Origin of the sequence: Pseudomonas sp. NPDC089569 (assembly GCF_050280625.1) — a bacterium.
GTDB lineage: Bacteria > Pseudomonadota > Gammaproteobacteria > Pseudomonadales > Pseudomonadaceae > Aquipseudomonas.
On record NZ_JBNNVQ010000001.1, the window covers coordinates 47,802 to 64,777 of the forward strand.

The following is a 16,976-nucleotide window of genomic DNA, read 5'->3' on the forward strand; positions in this document are numbered from 1 at the left end:
ATCGACCGGTTGAATCTACAGTCGAAAGTGGCCGGTCGCGAATGACCGCTTCCCATAGCGGACATTGGGGTAGACGAATAGCACCATCCTCCCCACAGGTACTTCGATGCTGCCGCAGCATTTTGCACTCAGACGGGATAGGGTACAGGAGCAGTTCTCTCTCATCTGTTGGCGACTATTTCTGGCGACGTCCTGCAATACGCTGCCAAGCATCCTTGAGTAGTGGATGACAGTACATCTGAATCCCAAGTGCTAATTGGCAGTAGGGCGTTGCTTATTCAGCACCAACCCAGTCGGGACAGCCGAGCTGGCTATTGAGCAGCCTTTACGGACATTAGCGGTAAACCCGCCTCGATCCATCCATCAATGCCATCACGCATCCAGTTGACGTCTTTATAGCCTAGTGCAATCAGGCGAAGTGCCGTGTTGTAAGCGAGCCAGCATTCGCTATGGTGGCAGTAAACGATGATCTTGCGTGATGTATCGGGTTCTAAAGTGCGCATGATGTCGCGCAACTTCGATTGCGTGTTATCACTGAAATCACCACCTGCATTAGCGAAGCTCAAGTTGATCGCAGTGGGCACACCGGTAGCGTTTTCAATTGCTGAAACGATCAGGGGTTTCTGTTGGGGGTCGTTCAGGCCCGCCAGAATGCTGCGCCATACCACGGAAATTTCGATTCGATGGCCACCCGGTACGCTGAGGGGTGTCGGTGCGCCAAATTCTGACAGGCGAAGGCTGGACGTTTCGGCGACGTCGCTTTGCAGGTCCTTGACGCGATCATTGGAGGGATCTTCGAGATCATAGGGGTATCGACGCCCGACTCGCATGGACTGGAGTTCGTTGTCAGTGAAGGAGAGGAAATTGCGTTCAATATCAAAAATACGACCGGTGGATTTTTCGATGAAGAACGCATCGCCTCCGACAATCACAACTCTGGCGCGGTCAGTGTGCTGCGCCATGTCGTCAATGCTCTCCTTGGGCAACTTCATGCGCGCTGCCCATTTGATCATGCTGTCTTTCTTGAAGCTGCTTTCGTCTACCAGAAAGTAGAGCGGACGTAAAAAAACAGCTGGCCAGAAGGCTTTGACGTACACGTAGGTAGCGAAGGGGATGTTGCCTTGACTCAGCATGGCGAGGTCCAGCGTCTGCCCTGACGTCTGTTTTTGTTGATACTGCTTGTCCAGAATCGCTAGAGGATATGCCTGGTTGTAGAGTTTGCTTCGGTAGCGGTAGATGTCATTGTTATCCAGCGAGGACGCGATGGTTTGGTTCGCGTAGGCCGGTGGGTCGTTTGCATGGCTTCGAGGGGCGATACCGTCGTTGTTCAGGAACGAAAGAGGATCTTGCGTGGCGTCGTGTTGGCCCGCCGTCTTGAGTACCAGATCGATGAACGCCGCATTCAGTACGCTACCGGAGACGGCATAGTAGTACCCGATGTTATCTGCGACTTTTCGTGCGATGGCATACATACCAGGCGGTGGGAAACCAGGTGAGGCATGCCATTGTTTGGTGAGCTGTTTGACCGTTCTGTCGTAAGCAGCGCGGGCCTCCTTGTCAAATTTCATGCGCACGTCGGAAAAATGAAATTCGCCGTAGGAGTGGATGCCAATGACTTCATACTCCTGAGTGTCGTCGTTCCAAATCAGCATCGGGCCTCCGGAATCACCTTGCATCAAAATGCAGTCGGAGGTTGTACTCACTGTGGAAAGGGAGGTTTTTCCTTTGTAGAACGAGGCATACAACAAGGACAAGGGAAGGCTGCACTGGTCACCATGAACACTCCACTCTCCCCGCTCGCCGTACAGTGTTTTTTTGAGATCGATTAAATCCCCACCGAACCCCAGCGTCAGAACATCAACCCGCCCCTTCGTTAGCCAACTGCCCGTAGAGGGCAGTTTCAGTGGACGAACAGGAAGGCGTGGGAGGCTATCAAGTTTGATCAAGGCCCAATCCTGAAGGGTCGGTCCCTTGTCGGATTTGTCATAGTTCATTCCCACGATGTGCCCTTTCACGGCGGGGCCTGCATCTGCGAACTTGACATAGACCTCGTCACGCGGGCTGTCAAAGCAGTGGCCGGAAGTGCCTACCAGGTCAGGTTTGAGGATGACGAAGCCGCTGCATCGGTAGTTGCGCCCTTTAGACTTTATTAGAACCAGTGGAGCAGAAATGAAGGGGTAGTCCGTGGGTGTCCTGGGCACAAATCGTCGTTCCTTGACGCCCAATGTCTCCCAAGTGTTTGGCAGGTATTCCAGGCTTGTCCGATCCAGTGGCAAGGGTGACGACTGGTCCAGGGTGGCGAGGTCTGTCGATGAAACAAAGCCTGTTAATGGATAATAATCATCGCGATCAAGCCGATCTTCCTTGAAGTCGAATTTGCCATTTTTTATGCCCACTTCCTCGCCCTGGTTGCCCGTGTAAGTGTCTGGATAGGGGCGAGAACCTGCTCCTGTTATGCTTAGCCAACCGTCTTTTTCCACAGAGGTTGCGTAGATCATTCGCCAGCGCGGAATGTCGGCCACGATATAGGCATCTGAGGAAGGTTGCTGATGGACTTCGAGGTTACGTAGCGTCAGATAGCGCACGCCTTCAAAATGGCGCTCGGAAGCGGTGCTCACACCTGCTATTGCATCATGACCAAAGAGCGCGAGGACGAGCGCGAGGATGCTGATTTTCGTGACAACAGCCCGGCTGCACAATTCGATCATGAAAAGGAGCATGACTCGCATCCTCTCTTCCGTGCTGGATCGGTTTTTGGCGTCGATGAGTATCTGAAGGTTAGACGAGGCCCAGGCACTTGCTCAGCAGAGTAATCCCTGCTCTTCGAATCAAAGCTGCAATGGTAAAGGGGCAGGACTTCGTGCTGGATGCCTTGTTCGAAAAACACAGTGGTAGTGCTGAGGCAGCAGTATCGATTATGAGGTGCCAATCACCGACAGCCGTCCCGGCGACCTCCTTGTGCGGGATGATGGTTGCGTAGAAATGGACTACCTCCGGTACGATAGACATCCCCGGTCTACGCTTTGAGCAAAAGAGGCGGTCTTTCAGCCATCGCGCTGACAGATACCCTGCCCAGGAAAAATGGGGACAAGGAAAAATGGGGACAAATCTATTTTCCTATGCGGACGCTTCCGTCAAAAAATAAATCTGTCCCCTTTTCCCAATATTTGAGGTGCAGGGTACGCCGGATTATACAGCGCCCGGACCACCCATCCAGAAGTAGCTTCCCCAACTACTGCCGCTTCTCATGTGAGCTTCAATGTCGTACATGTCTGGATCAGATGCCCAAGCAATACCGTTATAATCAGTGAGCGATCCTCCCCGATCGGTCTGGACGAGTAAATTTCGTTGGTACGCTGCCCACTGCCAGCCGTACTCTGGCCAATAGCCGCTTCCCATGTCGCTATGAGTTTTCCCAGGGCTTTCGTTAGAGTCGTATATCTCGCCGTAGAAACTTATGCGGTCGCCATGATCTCCAAGAGTAGAAAATACACTTCGATTACCCATGAAGAGACGAGCCGGATAGTAACCAAGCCAACGACCATTGCACATCAACCACCAGTTGCCTTGCCATAGCTGATACTTGATTTGCATTACATATTGATCGCCGCCACGCGTACTGTTCGGACTGGATATCGCGCCGGGATGTATTGAACCGTCGTGCTGCACCCAACCATCTACGTCCTGGTTGTAGCCTCCGACATTGTCATCGTCATCACTGTAGCCGTTCGTTGTGTAGTAAGTGAAGAGGTGTGGCACCCAGTCGCCATAGCTATCTTTACGCTGCTGCCAACCTGCTTCAACCGTTTGCAGCCTTCCAGTGTCGCTGTTACTGATCGCAATTTGCATCAGCGAGAAGTCATCGGCGTTCTCGCAGTATGGATCGAACGCACTCAACACTCCGTCCCCCCCGAAGCAAGTTGTACGCTGGTCCGTAAACGCGTACCGATGGGGTCCATCGACACTTGGTGAAAGGGAAAGATGGCCACTGTGCGGTAAAACAACGTCCGCATAAGGGTATTTTCCCAAGAGTTTACGCAATGGCTGGCTGAACCGTATAGCTTCCAGGTTCTTGCGAAGAATAGGCACTGTACCCTCGGGGCCACGATCGACTTTCGGGCTCTCAAGTTCGAAGCGCACGCGTCTATCAGGTCGCTCAGCACTGACCAAATGCGCTTCGTGGCAATGTGGCGGCGGCTCAGCTAATCGATCACCTCGGCGCAGTTGAGACTCGCGAGGGATCCAATCGATTATCTGTCCGTGCGGAGTTCGTGTCGTGCAGATGACATTTAATCTAGCTTGCCGATTTTCGTAGTAACGACGAATTTCCTCCTCGTGTCGGTGTTCATCTATGTAGCGAGCTTCAAGCTTTCGCGGTAAACGCTCTACGTTCTCGCGCCGCGACTCGCGGGTCCTAATCGAATGATCGTCCATTTTTAGTCCCTTCGTTATGGCTGTAGATCACTACAGCCTTATTCGTTTGCTGGGTTGTTATTAGTGCCCTCATCAAGGCTCCGAACTGCAAAAAATGATCGCCATTTAGCTTTTCTTCGGATTTAACCAATGGAGGTCCTCATTGAGGCACCAGAGGCCATGGTTTTGAAGTACTGTCACTTAACGTCTAATTGGGTTCTATGTACTGCTGGTATTCGAGACTTTGTAGTGCTGTATAGTTCGATCTGCATAGGCTCTGCATTACCTTGAGGGTAACTCACCTACTAGATAATAATTTTTATTGGCGATCAGACCTAATGCCAGCTTCCTTCTAAACCAATTCCAAAGTCTAGAATATCACGAGCGAGACACTAGACAAATTGGAGATTTTCATTAGTGCCGTTAGCAATCAACATATCGCGAGAAGCTGGAATAATACTTGGCTTAAAAAAATTTGAAATTAGTTATCGGCTTTATGGTGCCTTTAGAAATAAGCGATACTATATACGGATAACCTTCACTCAACGTTTCTAATTCGCTCTTGGTGGAGAAAGGGGGGGGGCGTTAAATCAGAATTTGACGGATAGGTGATAACAGTACTAATTAAATTGGCACCAGCCCATCTCGCCATCATTTGAGATACGAAAGGGCGAATGGGCTCTCCGTTTAGAGTTTTGATTTGTCCGACTCACGTCACGGGTGGTTTTTTAACGCCGGTCGCGAGTCATTTGGCAGAATCATCCGAAATATTGTGCCTTGCCGCTGAATCAAATGATGTCCGCGATCTGATCATCGTCCTTGGCGAGTCATTCAGCCATCCATAAACTCAGTACGCTGGATCTCAAGGCGCGATACTCGGAGATCCCACCCGATCGAGTGTGAATCCGGCTACCGAGCGCGCTCAGAGCGTAGCTTTTCGCGACTGTCTCGTCCTCCGCTAGCGGGGCGAAGCCATGAGATTTATCGAGCTGTTGCTGCTCGCTTTTGCGCGTTGCGCAAATCCAGCGCCATCACAACCTGCAACTGCCTTGCAGCCACTTCAGCCGGAAGCGCTTTTAGCTAACTCAAGCAAATGAGGGAAGCAGGTCCAGGCAAGGCGGCATTCTGGAGCTGCTCAGTACCACCACATAGTTAGAAAGTCTGACGTCCGCTTTGGATCGTTATAAGCCGGTCACGACATACAGAAAACGGCCACAAGCAGTCGGTGGGCGCGGTGACAGCAAATAGGTAGCACCCTGCTACGCTGAAGCTTGCCGTCACCCAGTAGTGTGCGCTCACCTCGAAGCTTATTAGGTGCGATATGAAACTAGCAGCTAAATTTTTCGCGATCGAGGCGGTAATCTTTTTCTTGCCCGCGTTCTTGGTTCTGCTGTTGGCGCTCGCGTCAGTACCCGAGATCGTGCTTGCAACCTTAGAAGGGTCGGCATCGGCAGCGAAAACGATTCCACTCCTTGCAGTCATTATCGCGGGTATCTACGCCCTGTGGGTTCTGGTGCGTCTTGTTATAGCGAGCATCAAAGGTCGTACATTTGAGTTCGGCGTTGCGTTTTGGCTGGCCGTTATTTTGGGAACTATAGTTGCTGCCTATCTTTGGTTCATCGCTGACACTTGGCCATTAGTCGTTTTCTTTGTGGTTCCGCTCTTTGTTGTGTGCCTCCATGCAGCCATCGTTCAGTCACGAACTCCCACTAACTAGCGGCTCAAATCGTTCGTTCAGCAGGCCATTGACGCTTCAGGTCGGGAGTTAGTCTGCGAAAAATGGGGACAGATCTATTTTCCTATGCGGACGCTTCCGTCAAAAAATAACTCTGCCCCCTTTTCCGCTTAACCCCCCCAAAAAAAGACGATGACTGGTATTTGCATGGAGTCAATGCGCCATCTATACCGGTATCAATAGCCATGTATAACTAAGAGGCATGCACCATGAGGGATTCCGGTGAAGCACATAGGTACCTAGATGGAAAATTCGATGTAAATATTCTATTGGCATGCGTACTTGGAGTTGCATTTCTGTCCGTCATGATTGTCATGGCCGTCCTCTACCCGAATCCAAATGATTTTCAACTTAAAGTATTCACAACAACCCTAGCACTAGCCGCCGGTGGCTTTGGAGCAATAATCCCCGGAAGCCTCGTAATAGAACATAAAAACTTTTTAAGGGCAGGCGGGGCAATTGGGCTTGTCATACTTGTTCTTTATTTCCAACCAGAAATCAAAGAGAAAGTTATTAAATTTATTGAGCCGGCTCAATCTGCCGAGCCAATCGCCTTGGAATATCTGCAAACCGTAGATAATTCTCAAACTGATAACATATGGAGGCTCATGGACCCAGAAAGCAAAGGATATACATTTGACAGCCTTGAGTCACTAACACAAATATTCAACACATTTCGTCGACCACTCGGAACGGTAGTCTCACGCGAACTTACGGGGATGAATTCAGTTCAGTCGCCTCAAGGATACCCCCTCGGCTTGTATAGAGCACTTGTATATCGAACCCACTTCTCTAATGATGGAACTTGTAGAATGGAGCAGGTTGTAGTACGCGCGACTCAAGATCTAACGTGGAAAGTGTTCAGCTATACCATTTCCCCATCCCTTATCCCATGCGCGTAGAACCAAAGGAATAGTCATGAACCGCCGACAACTACTTGCTTTTTTGACAATTGCAGCCAGCGGTCTACCTCTTAAAATATTTGCATATCAACGGTGCAACAATTCCGGTGTTTGTGAAGTCGGAATTTCAATGAATAGGCTTCAGCAGACTTACGCAAATCAATACATGTCTCAGTGGTGCTGGGCTGCATCTATACAAATGATATTCGCTTACTACGGTTACAACGTAAGTCAACCGGACATTGTTCTTCAGGCTTACGGAACCATAAACAACCTTCCTGCGTTGTCAGGAGCCGTTATCTCTCAGGCGTTGACACGACGCTGGATCGATCAAAATGGGAGACAATTTGATGTCAGATTGCTTGCAGCATATGACGCAGATGCAGGTGTTTACGCGATAAACAATCAACTCATCTTGCAAAGTCTTGCACAAGAACGACCATTAGTATTTGGAAACCTTTCTCATGCAATGGTATTGACAGCGGCCGCCTTTCAAAACACCCCTATGGGCCCTCAAATATTCAATCTTGGTTTTATGGACCCATGGCCAGGAAATGGAATACGCGGCTTAATCGATCCACTAGAACTACGGCCCATGCACCTGGGTGGTCATCTACGATATCTTGCCCTTCCTATAGTTACTCCTGCATAGATATGCTACATCTGTGTGTGGGATGGATCGGAAAATGGCAAAAAGAAGATTTATTTTTTTGCGTGCACGCTGGTATTTATTCTCTAGTCCTGGCATAGGCTTATACCTACTTCAGCATCAAGTTCCGGTAATGGCTTGCCCTCTGACACACCCAAGCCCCACCAACCCAATCTTGATAAACTCCCCACCTCCCAGCCACACCGAATCCGAATCCCCATGCCCGTAACCACCGCCACACCCGCCCCGCTCTCCCGCCGTTTTTCCATCGCCCTCATGATGGATGGGGACGATTAAAGACAAGAGTCTTTAAAACCAAGGCTTACAGCAACATCTCATTTATCCCGTACCATTTCTGTACCACCTAGCATTCTCAACTGACCATGCGCTGCGACAATAGCTGCTTTGTACCAAAGGAGGTCTACTTATCGTGCCAGCAATTGATCGGCAGCCGTCCCCGCCCCCCATGTCAGGGCAGGTCCACCGCAAGCCTATTGCTCGGTGAGAACCACGTCAAAATGCACAGCTCGATTGTATTTTCAGTGCGAAGGACTTGTTGAGTTCAAGTTATTGATATCGCGACCGAAAAAGACCGTTTACTTCTATAGGAAAAGATGTGATATGGATTTTTCGTTAGTTTGCGAGATGATTGGTTATACACTTTTCGCAATATTAGGCATATTTTGCCTTTATATCTTGTTTTGCTGGCTATACGTTTCTGGAAGCCGTCCGTATCTAAGGCGACTGGATGATATTGGGTGGAAAAAAGTCGACTATATCTGGATAGCTATAGGTTCGATGGGACTAATGCTCCAGTTCATTCAGATAGGCTTGGATTCTAAAATGGCTAGCTTAAGCATGGAAGAAAACTTCGGTCGACTTGATGCTCAAAATCTAAACATTGCCGCGTCGGAGCTAAGCGATTCGTCAATTTGCCTGCAAAAATCTCCCGCGAACAATGATGAAGATTCCGATAGTCTAGCTGCCGAGCTAGCAGATGCTTGCAAACAGTTTCAAATAATTCGCCCTGCCAAACCCAGAAGCGCTGTAGTAGATCCAAAAATTTTTATGCATTTTGAAATAGCAAACATAGATGCTGAAAAAATAAAAAGCCAGGCTCTTGCTGCAAAAGTGAATAATTTTAAACTGACATTTACTGAATATGAAAATCAGGCACAATCAATTCATGATATTAGAATTATTACCAACACATATAAAAATTATCTCCTTTTCCTTAAGATCCTTTCAACGCTTTCGCTGATTGTGGCAATTGCCCTCAGGCTAGCAAAGGTGACTGGAGAAATTAGATTAAAAACACACCCTATCGAAAGCAAAGTGTCCGAAGCGATACCCAAGAGCGAATTGAACGAAAATTAGAGCGTTTGGTCACCGCGCCTCAAGCGGTCAAGCCAGAGGACAAAATATAATTACGAATAATGGGCGGATTTATTCACTGCGCTGCAAATAAATCCGCTCTATTCCTCATAGTGGTCGAGCGCGCCTACTCCGACGTGTGATCCTGCATCAGGCGTGTGCAGTCCTTGACCGAACGCTATTGCAACCATCGTTAGTCCTGTAGGACGCGTAACCCGGAAAGGTAATACGCTGGCCGCTCTGCGGTGCATACGTTGCGCACTGCGTAAAGGTGCGTAAAGAAGTTTACTTATAGATGACAGACTTATTTTTTCAGAAGTGAATTCGTCAGCTTTTTCTAACTCTGATTAATTAACTGTGAGCATATATTAGAAGCCCCTCAAGAAATCAATTCAAGCCTTTTTAAAGTCCAGACTGCCAATTAAAGCATTCCTAAAATCCAATGCTTCGAATTTAAAAATCAAAACTCATATCAATTTCAGAGTCTCTACTATCTAACTCTTTCAACTGCTTTTTTGCCAATTCTACCCGGCAAAAAAATCATTTTCCACCTCTCTTAAGGCTCCACGTATCAAATCCAACCCATAAATCTCAAAAACAACATCCAAACCAAATACCGCTCTATCGTTAATAATATTTACATGTTTTTGACTGTGCAAGGCAAAATCTTTAAAGTCGTTTATTGTTCTCACATGCATTTGAAATCCAAGTATTACTTCTCGACAAGCGCCAGCTGCATGCTCAGCCAATTCGTTTCTAGAGCTAGGTTGCAGCATATACTCCACGATATTACTACCAAATCTAACTTCCGCCTTGCTTGCACTAAACAAACCAGTAACATAAGCTTCAATTTCGCCGTCATCATCATTTTTAAGGAGCGCCGTTAGTTTTTCCAACTCATTGCAAACCACAACAAGGAAATAATACTTTAGATATCGATGGGTATCAATTTTCCATAAAAACTGCAAGGTGACTTTCCAGTTCTTATACGAAGATGCAATAGAGGTGTAAAACTTCTCAGAAAGCTTATCGAGGCGGGCGGCAAAAGCCGCTGCAAAGTAATCTAATATACTTTTGTGTAAAAATGTTACCTCGCCGACTCCCTCCTCAAGCATCAAACATGCCACGCCTATGATGTCAGCTCTGAAACTATCTGCAGAGCATTTAGCGTCCGGTACATATTTCTGTGCTTTGTCAAAACACTCATTAAACCTAGATAAACTAAGGGTGCGCCCGTAAGACTTTTGCATAACAACGAAGCAAAATGCTTCAAAAAGATGCTGTAACCTGTCTTCCGACAGCCCCGTATGGTGCTTGCGCCGAAATGCTTCTTTTAAGCTGTCATGCTGTGTGAATACAACATGAAACAGTGCGCTAAAAAAATCCGACAAGTAAGGCGGTATTTGTTTGACGCTTTCATATACCAGCACCACGATAGACATCATCAACGGCGTACTGATAGCGTCCTGAATATCCATCGGGCTATCTTTAATTGCAGCTACTAGCTCAGCTCTCCGTTGGTAATCAACTACTAGTTTTCTCAGGAACGAGTCGTGATCAGCCGCTTTAAGTGGTTCTAATGCTACCACCTTAAAATCTGCAACGTTTTGAATTGCATTTTGAGGGCGCGAAGACACAATAACCCTCAAGCCGGAGTTAATATTTTTTAAATTATTGATTTCCACAAGCACATCATTAGTTAGCTCCTCTAAAACCTCATCAAATCCATCCAGAATAAGCACTAGCTTCTGATTTTTCACAAGGTATTTAAAAACCTCGTCATCTGCGTCGACACCTAGCGCTTTCAATGCCTGCCAAATTAAATCCTTTAAGGAATTTTTAATACTGACATTTCTAAGCTCAATAAATATTGGTATTTGATTCTCTGTGCCTTCAGAAAGTATGGATGTTGCTAAGTACCGCATAAAAATAGATTTGCCTTGCCCTACCACCCCTTCTACGACAATGCATCCGTCGGGCAGATCCTTTAAACCATTTACTGGCTTGCATCGACTTTTAAATGATATGCGTGATGGAAAGTAGAATGAAGCAATGGGTATTGCCTCATCGCGAGAAAAGATAGTTTTAACACTGGCCAAGCGAACGTAATACTCAGAGATTTTTTCAAGATTCTCGCCCGCCTTCCAGCTCTGCAACCGGCTCTTAACTGAGCCTTTCGCAGCCCCGTACACACTATTTAAAACCGGTGCAAGTAAACCGGCAACGGATTTTACGGCGGCAATGGTTAATTCCGGCATGAGAATTCCTTTCTAGACCATCACTGAACAGGTTTGTATTGATCAAATCGCGGGTAAGATAATATCTAATCTCGATAAACAAGCAGAATATCGTCACTTTCTAATATAGCTTGGGTTTTTATGGTAGCCCCCCGTTTTTTTTCGATGCCTGCCACTTAGAAATTATCATTCGCGACCGTCCGCTTCTGGCCGATCTCTACCTGTAGTGAAAGGAAGAACTCCACCAGTGACACTCATTCAATCCCGTTTTTTTTCAAACCGGACCTGCCGAAGGCAATTCAGATTGGCAAAACATCACCACCCCGGAAGATTTTCTGTGGAAAACAGCGCGCCCTCCCTAGCCCCTCAGACCCGGTGATAGAATTTCGTTTTGAAAAAGGAGTTTCATCGGTGGAGCCTGGAAAAAAGCATTGCCCCTATTGCGCAGAAGTCATCATGGCTGAAGCCATTTTATGCAAACACTGCCAATCTGACCTTCGACTCAAAGTACCTACCCCAACCGCGTGGCCACTGCCGTCAGACAGGAAAACCTGTCTGGTCGGCAAGATCGTCACCGGCGTCATTGCCGCTATCACCCTGTACCTGGCTGTCGGTTTTTATGCCGGCAACGAGCCGCAAGACGAAGCAAGCACGCAGGCCCGAGAGGCCGTTGAACGGTGCCGTGAGGAAGTAAACAGCTACTCCGGCCCGGCAGCCGGAAAAAGCGTTATCGCAGACGCTTGTCGAACGCTGGAGGACGAACTCCGTAAGAATTTGAACCACGCGTCATAGGAAAAACCGCCTGAATGAGCGAACGTGCAGGCAATCTCATTCCGTTGGATGAGACCCTGCAACATTCAGTAATTTGCCGATTAGTCGATAACTGAATTACCACTCAGCTTTCGGCGCGCCCAAATGGATCAGATCCTATCTCTTCTCTCCGATACCATTCCCAAAGCCCAAACCCTGGAGCAGCTTACGCGCCCCTTGCTGGCTCTGCTCAGCCGGGTAACGGGCATGGAGTCGACCTACCTGACGACCATTGATACCGACGAGGGTGTCCAGCGTATCGAGTTCGCCCGCAACATCGGTGACATGGTGATTCCTGAAGGGCTGGTGGTGCCCTGGACAGATACGCTGTGCAAGCGGGCACTCGATGAGAATCGCATGTACTCGGACAACGTTACCGAATGTTGGGGGGATTCGGAGGCTGCCGCGGCCCTGGGCATCAGAACATACGTGAGCGCGCCGATCAGATCCCAGGATGGCCAAGTGCTGGGGACGGTCTGTGCCGCCAGCTCCGATCAGGTGGCGCGCTCGGCTGAAGTGGAACCCCTGCTGATGCTGCTGTCGGGGTTGCTGGGGTATTCCCTTGAACGCGGGCGCCTTGTCGAGCGACTCCAGGCCGCCAACGCCGAGTTGACCAAACTGGCCCTGACAGACCCGCTCACCGGCCTGTCCAACCGACGCGCCATTCTCAACGATGCCGCGCGCCTGTTCGCCCTGGCCCAGCGGGAGGACAAGTACATCCTGATGGGTGTCGTCGATCTGGACGGGTTCAAGACCATCAACGATACCCACGGCCACCTGGCAGGCGACCAGCTGCTGCGCGGCGTGGCCGCTCAACTCCAGCATGCCCTTAGAACCAGCGATATCATCGGGCGTACCGGCGGTGATGAGTTCATCGTGATCGCCCTGGGCACGCCCTCGGAGCACCCGGACCCGGAAAAAGACAGGCGACATGCCGCCGAACTGCTTCAGGAGCGCCTGTCCAAAGCGACGATTGGGCGTTATGAGCTGGGCGACGGCTTGGGTGATATTCAATACACCGGTGCGAGTGTCGGGGTAGTGGCCGTGAAACCGGGCAGCATGACGGTGGACGAGGCCACTAAGCTGGCAGACCGCGAGATGTACAAGGTCAAACAGCAGCGAAACCGTCAACGACTGTAGCAAGCCGTTGCTCACAAGAATGGATTCACCACAAACCGTTTCATCCAGGGAGCTTCACTGGTGTCCGAACAACGCATCCGCCCTCTCGCACTCTGCATCTTTCACCACCGTGGAAAGATCCTGGTCAATAAGTTCTTCGATGACCAAAAGCAACTGACACTCTACCGCCCCATCGGGGGCGGCATCGAGTTTGGCGAGAGAAGCGCCGATGCCATTGTCAGGGAGGTGCAGGAAGAACTGGGCTTGTCGATTCATGACGTTCGCCTGCTGGGCACCCTGGAAAGCATTTTCACCTATGCCGGTAAGCCGGGGCACGAGATCGTCCAGGTCTATGACGCCACCTTCGACGACGCTGGTGTCTACGAGAGAACGCAGATAGAAGGCTTCGAAACCGACGGGGCACGCCTGCACACCCAGTGGTGCGACAGCTCAGACTTCAGCCCCGTCTCCCCGCTGGTACCTGAAGGCCTTCACGAGCTGCTCAAGTCACTCTCGCTGCTGGCATAACCCACCGTTCAAGCCAGCCCCTCTGCCTGCAGTGCCTTTTCGACCGCAGGGCGTTGGCGGACCCTGGCGTACCAGGCCTGGAGATTTTTCAGGTCGTCGAAATGAATACCGGCCTTGTAGACGGACGTCAGCCACTGCGCCTGCCCCCATCCCGTCAGGGCGAACAGGTAGGCGTCGGCCACCGTGAACGTGTCGCCCAGCAGGAACCGGCGGTCAGCCAGTTGTGTATCGATCCACGCAAAGCGTGCCGCCAGCTTGGGCCTGACGGTATCGACATACTTGCCCGCAAGCCCCGCATACAGCAGTGGAATGAAGCCCTTGTGGATCTCCGATGACAAGAAGCCGAGCCATTCCTGAAGCCGATACCGCTGCAGGGTGCCGTTGGGTGGCGCCAACTGCGATTCAGGTTTCTGGTCGGCCAGATACTGCACGATCGCCGGGCCTTCCCGAAGCCGGGTCCCATCGGCCAGTTCAAGAATCGGCACATAGCCGAGCGGATTGATATCGAAGTAGTCGACGCTCTCGCCCACCGTGTGCTTGCGGTGGTCGACCTTGAGCAGCGTGACATCGAGACCCAGCTCATTGATCACGATGTGAGGGGAAAGGGAGCAACTGCCGGGGATGTAATAGAGCTTCACGCGCGATCTCCTGATCAAGTCTGTGACGTCACTTCCATCCGGGAAGCGATGCATGACCATCTTAGGGATCCGGTATATAAATGGAAGAAGGCACTTTTTTATCATCTAGGTACAAAAAATATACCTGCCCTACTCTACGGATAACGCCATGAAAAGGAATGTGACAGGCTGTTCAGTCGAGGAAGCCATGCGCCTGCTGGGCGGCCGCTGGCGCCTGCTGCTGGTGTCCTATCTGCTCGACGGACCCAAGCGTTTCAACGAGTTGCGCCGAGATGTCCCGGGCATCTCGCAACGGATGCTGACCCTTGATCTGCGGGCACTGGAAGAAGTCGGCCTGGTGAAGCGCACGGTATACCCCACGGTTCCCGTGAAAGTGGAATACGAGCTGACCGAAGAAGGCAATCGACTGAGGCCCGTCGTCAGCGTCATGCGCGACTTTGGTTTGTGGCTCAAGGAAAGCGGGAAAATCCCGGTGCCGTTGGATTGATAAATGCCAGGCTCCCTCTGTGCGACCGGTATTCGCCAACCGCGAAGCAGGAATACCCACGAACGGCCAAAGAGCCAAAGTGAGCGTTTACAGCCAAAACAAGATATGGTTGTATAATACAACCATATTTCGAACAGACCTTCGCCAATGAACATCGACCCCTTCCTGGTTGAACAAATCCGCTCCGCATCGCGCACCATGGTTCGGGAGCTCGGTTTCATGCAAGCGACGCTGGCCGGCACCGATTACTCGCCGTCGGCGGTGCATACCCTGCTTGAAGTCAGCGTGCAGGGCGTAATGACCGCCGCCCGGCTCGTGCAGGTGCTGGGCCTGGAAAAGTCCAGTGTCAGCCGGATGATCGCCAGGCTCATCGAAGCCGGAGAGCTTGAAGAGTCCAGCGACGGTGAGGACGGGCGCACCAAACAGCTGATCCTGACGGAGCAAGGAAAACGCACGGTCAGTGAAATCCATCGCTACGGTCAGATGCAGGTGACCGCTGCACTGGCGCCGCTGAACCTGTCCCGGCAGCAAACTGTTGCCCAGGGCCTGAGCGCTTATGCCGAGGCCCTCCAGGCTTATCGGTCAGGCGCAATGCAAAGCGCTCCCGGCCAAATTCAAGTCAGTGAAGGTTATCGTCCGGGCGTGATAGGCCGAGTGACCGAAATGCATGCGACGTTTTACTCAAGGCACTCCGGCTTCGGGCAGTTCTTCGAGCGTCAGGTGGCGACAGGGCTCGCAGAGTTTGCCGGTCGCCTGGATGAACCCTGCAACAGTCTTTGGCTTGCCACCCACCATGAGCGGATCGTTGGCTCTGTCGCCATCGATGGGCAGGACCTGGGTAACAATGAAGCGCACCTGCGCTGGTTCATCCTCGATGACGGGTGCCGCGGTGGTGGCGTCGGGCGCCGGTTGCTGGAAGAAGCCGTGGCGTTCTGTGACCGGCAAGGCTTCGACGCCATACAGCTCTGGACCTTCAAAGGGCTGGACGCAGCACGCCGGCTCTATGAGTCACTGGGGTTCGAGCTGGTTCATGAGGAGCAAGGCAACCAGTGGGGCACGGCGGTCACCGAACAACAGTTCACCCGCCGAAGAAACCCGTTGGCCACGCCTTGTGCAGCACACAACATTTGAAAGCGCATTGCCCAAGGGCCGCGCAACGCTAGCCCTCTGCCCCTGACAACCGGGATTGACTCGACCAGTCCCGGACGGCCTGGGCGAACAAACGCAGTGCAATCGGTGGATGGCGGTTGGCCGGGTAATACAGGCAAAGCCCTGAGTAACTCGGGCTCCATAGTGGTAGCAGGTTGATCAGCTTGCCTTCGCGCAAAGGTTCGGCAACCACTGTCTCTGGCACCCACGCGATACCCACCCCCGCCAGCGCGGCCTCGACCATGAGGTTGACGTTGTCCATGGTGATCTGCCCTTCGATATCCAGGCTGACACTTTGCTCTGCGTGCTTGAAATCCCAACGAAACAGCCCGCCACTGGTAAAGCGAAAACGGATGCAGCGGTGGTCTTTCAAGTCTTGTGGCGTCTGGGGTGCAGGATGGTGCTCAAGATAGTCGGGCGAAGCGACAGCCGTGAAGCGCACATCCGGCCCGAACCGTATGGCGATCATGTCGCGCGGCACGTCATCGAACAGCCGGATGCCGGCGTCAAAGCCATCACCGACAATGTCCTGCAGCTTGCTGTCGACCACGAATTCAATGTGGATGTTCGGGTAACGGGCGACGAAATCGGGCACCACATGGCGGATCAGTGGCTGAATCGATAACTCCGAAGCACTGATGCGGATTGAGCCCGAAGGGGTGATCCGGGCAGACGTGACCTCATTCACCACGGCCGCCAGATCATTGATCAGCGGACGAACACCGCTGAGCAACTGTTCTCCCGCCTCCGTCAGTGACACCGAGCGCGTCGTGCGGTTGAACAACCGCATCTCCAGCCGCGCTTCAAGGTTACGCATCGAGTGACTGAGCGCAGAAGCGGACACGCCCAAGACGCGAGCCGCACCGCTAAAACTGCGCTGTTCGGCAATGGCGATAAACGCGGTAAGCCCTGGCAAATCGGCGCGCATCATTAAT

Annotated in this window: 14 protein-coding genes; 9 read left to right on the plus strand and 5 right to left on the minus strand. The window is 51.2% G+C overall.

Features of this window, described 5'->3' with window-relative positions:
* Positions 1-311 precede the first annotated feature (311 nt).
* Complete coding sequence (locus tag ACQKP2_RS00245; RefSeq protein ID WP_427573374.1) at positions 312-2,720, minus strand: trypsin-like serine protease; 2,409 nt, start codon at positions 2,718-2,720, stop codon at positions 312-314.
* A 469-nt stretch (positions 2,721-3,189) separates the two neighbouring features.
* Positions 3,190-3,897, minus strand: a complete 708-nt coding sequence (locus tag ACQKP2_RS00250) for a neprosin family prolyl endopeptidase (protein WP_427573377.1) — start codon at positions 3,895-3,897, stop codon at positions 3,190-3,192.
* A gap of 1,837 nt (positions 3,898-5,734) precedes the next feature.
* Here ACQKP2_RS00250 and ACQKP2_RS00255 point away from each other — a divergent pair.
* From ACQKP2_RS00255 to ACQKP2_RS00270, 4 genes are all read left to right on the plus strand, one after another.
* Positions 5,735-6,130: a hypothetical protein gene (locus tag ACQKP2_RS00255; RefSeq protein WP_427573380.1), complete on the plus strand. Its 396-nt coding sequence runs from the start codon at positions 5,735-5,737 to the stop codon at positions 6,128-6,130.
* A gap of 227 nt (positions 6,131-6,357) precedes the next feature.
* The gene (locus tag ACQKP2_RS00260; RefSeq protein WP_427573381.1) at positions 6,358-7,050 is read left to right on the plus strand and encodes a DUF4019 domain-containing protein; all 693 of its coding nucleotides are present in this window, start codon (positions 6,358-6,360) and stop codon (positions 7,048-7,050) included.
* Positions 7,051-7,066: 16 nt separating this feature from the next.
* Positions 7,067-7,702, plus strand: coding sequence for a papain-like cysteine protease family protein (locus tag ACQKP2_RS00265; RefSeq protein ID WP_427573384.1), 636 nt, complete (start codon positions 7,067-7,069; stop codon positions 7,700-7,702).
* Positions 7,703-8,320: 618 nt separating this feature from the next.
* The gene (locus ACQKP2_RS00270; protein WP_427573386.1) at positions 8,321-9,076 is read left to right on the plus strand and encodes a hypothetical protein; all 756 of its coding nucleotides are present in this window, start codon (positions 8,321-8,323) and stop codon (positions 9,074-9,076) included.
* A 521-nt stretch (positions 9,077-9,597) separates the two neighbouring features.
* Here the strand turns inward: ACQKP2_RS00270 and ACQKP2_RS00275 are convergent.
* Positions 9,598-11,331 carry an NACHT domain-containing protein gene (locus ACQKP2_RS00275; RefSeq protein ID WP_427573388.1) on the minus strand — a complete coding sequence of 578 codons (1,734 nt, stop codon included), beginning with the start codon at positions 11,329-11,331 and terminating at the stop codon, positions 9,598-9,600.
* Between the two features lie 435 nt (positions 11,332-11,766).
* Here ACQKP2_RS00275 and ACQKP2_RS00280 point away from each other — a divergent pair, with 435 nt between their 5' ends.
* The 3 genes from ACQKP2_RS00280 to ACQKP2_RS00290 all read left to right on the plus strand — a co-directional run bounded on the left by ACQKP2_RS00280 (position 11,767) and on the right by ACQKP2_RS00290 (position 13,767).
* Positions 11,767-12,102: a hypothetical protein gene (locus tag ACQKP2_RS00280; RefSeq protein ID WP_427573390.1), complete on the plus strand. Its 336-nt coding sequence runs from the start codon at positions 11,767-11,769 to the stop codon at positions 12,100-12,102.
* A 123-nt stretch (positions 12,103-12,225) separates the two neighbouring features.
* A complete protein-coding gene (locus ACQKP2_RS00285) occupies positions 12,226-13,260 on the plus strand; it encodes a sensor domain-containing diguanylate cyclase (protein WP_427573392.1) in 1,035 nt (344 codons plus the stop codon).
* Between the two features lie 60 nt (positions 13,261-13,320).
* On the plus strand, positions 13,321-13,767 hold the full coding sequence (locus tag ACQKP2_RS00290; RefSeq protein WP_427573395.1) for an NUDIX hydrolase: 447 nt from the start codon (positions 13,321-13,323) through the stop codon (positions 13,765-13,767).
* Positions 13,768-13,775: 8 nt separating this feature from the next.
* Here the strand turns inward: ACQKP2_RS00290 and gstA are convergent, their stop codons facing one another.
* Positions 13,776-14,465 (minus strand): glutathione transferase GstA, encoded by a 690-nt coding sequence (gstA, locus tag ACQKP2_RS00295; RefSeq protein WP_427573398.1) that lies wholly within the window; start codon positions 14,463-14,465, stop codon positions 13,776-13,778.
* A gap of 88 nt (positions 14,466-14,553) precedes the next feature.
* Between gstA and ACQKP2_RS00300 the strand changes: the two genes are divergently transcribed.
* The gene (locus tag ACQKP2_RS00300; protein WP_427573400.1) at positions 14,554-14,892 is read left to right on the plus strand and encodes a winged helix-turn-helix transcriptional regulator; all 339 of its coding nucleotides are present in this window, start codon (positions 14,554-14,556) and stop codon (positions 14,890-14,892) included.
* A gap of 147 nt (positions 14,893-15,039) precedes the next feature.
* The gene (locus ACQKP2_RS00305) at positions 15,040-16,023 is read left to right on the plus strand and encodes a bifunctional helix-turn-helix transcriptional regulator/GNAT family N-acetyltransferase (protein ID WP_427573402.1); all 984 of its coding nucleotides are present in this window, start codon (positions 15,040-15,042) and stop codon (positions 16,021-16,023) included.
* 28 nt (positions 16,024-16,051) lie between these two features.
* Here the strand turns inward: ACQKP2_RS00305 and ACQKP2_RS00310 are convergent, their stop codons facing one another.
* Entirely contained in the window at positions 16,052-16,972 is a 921-nt protein-coding gene (locus ACQKP2_RS00310; protein WP_427573404.1) for a LysR family transcriptional regulator, read from the minus strand.
* Between the last annotated feature and the right edge of the window lie 4 nt (positions 16,973-16,976).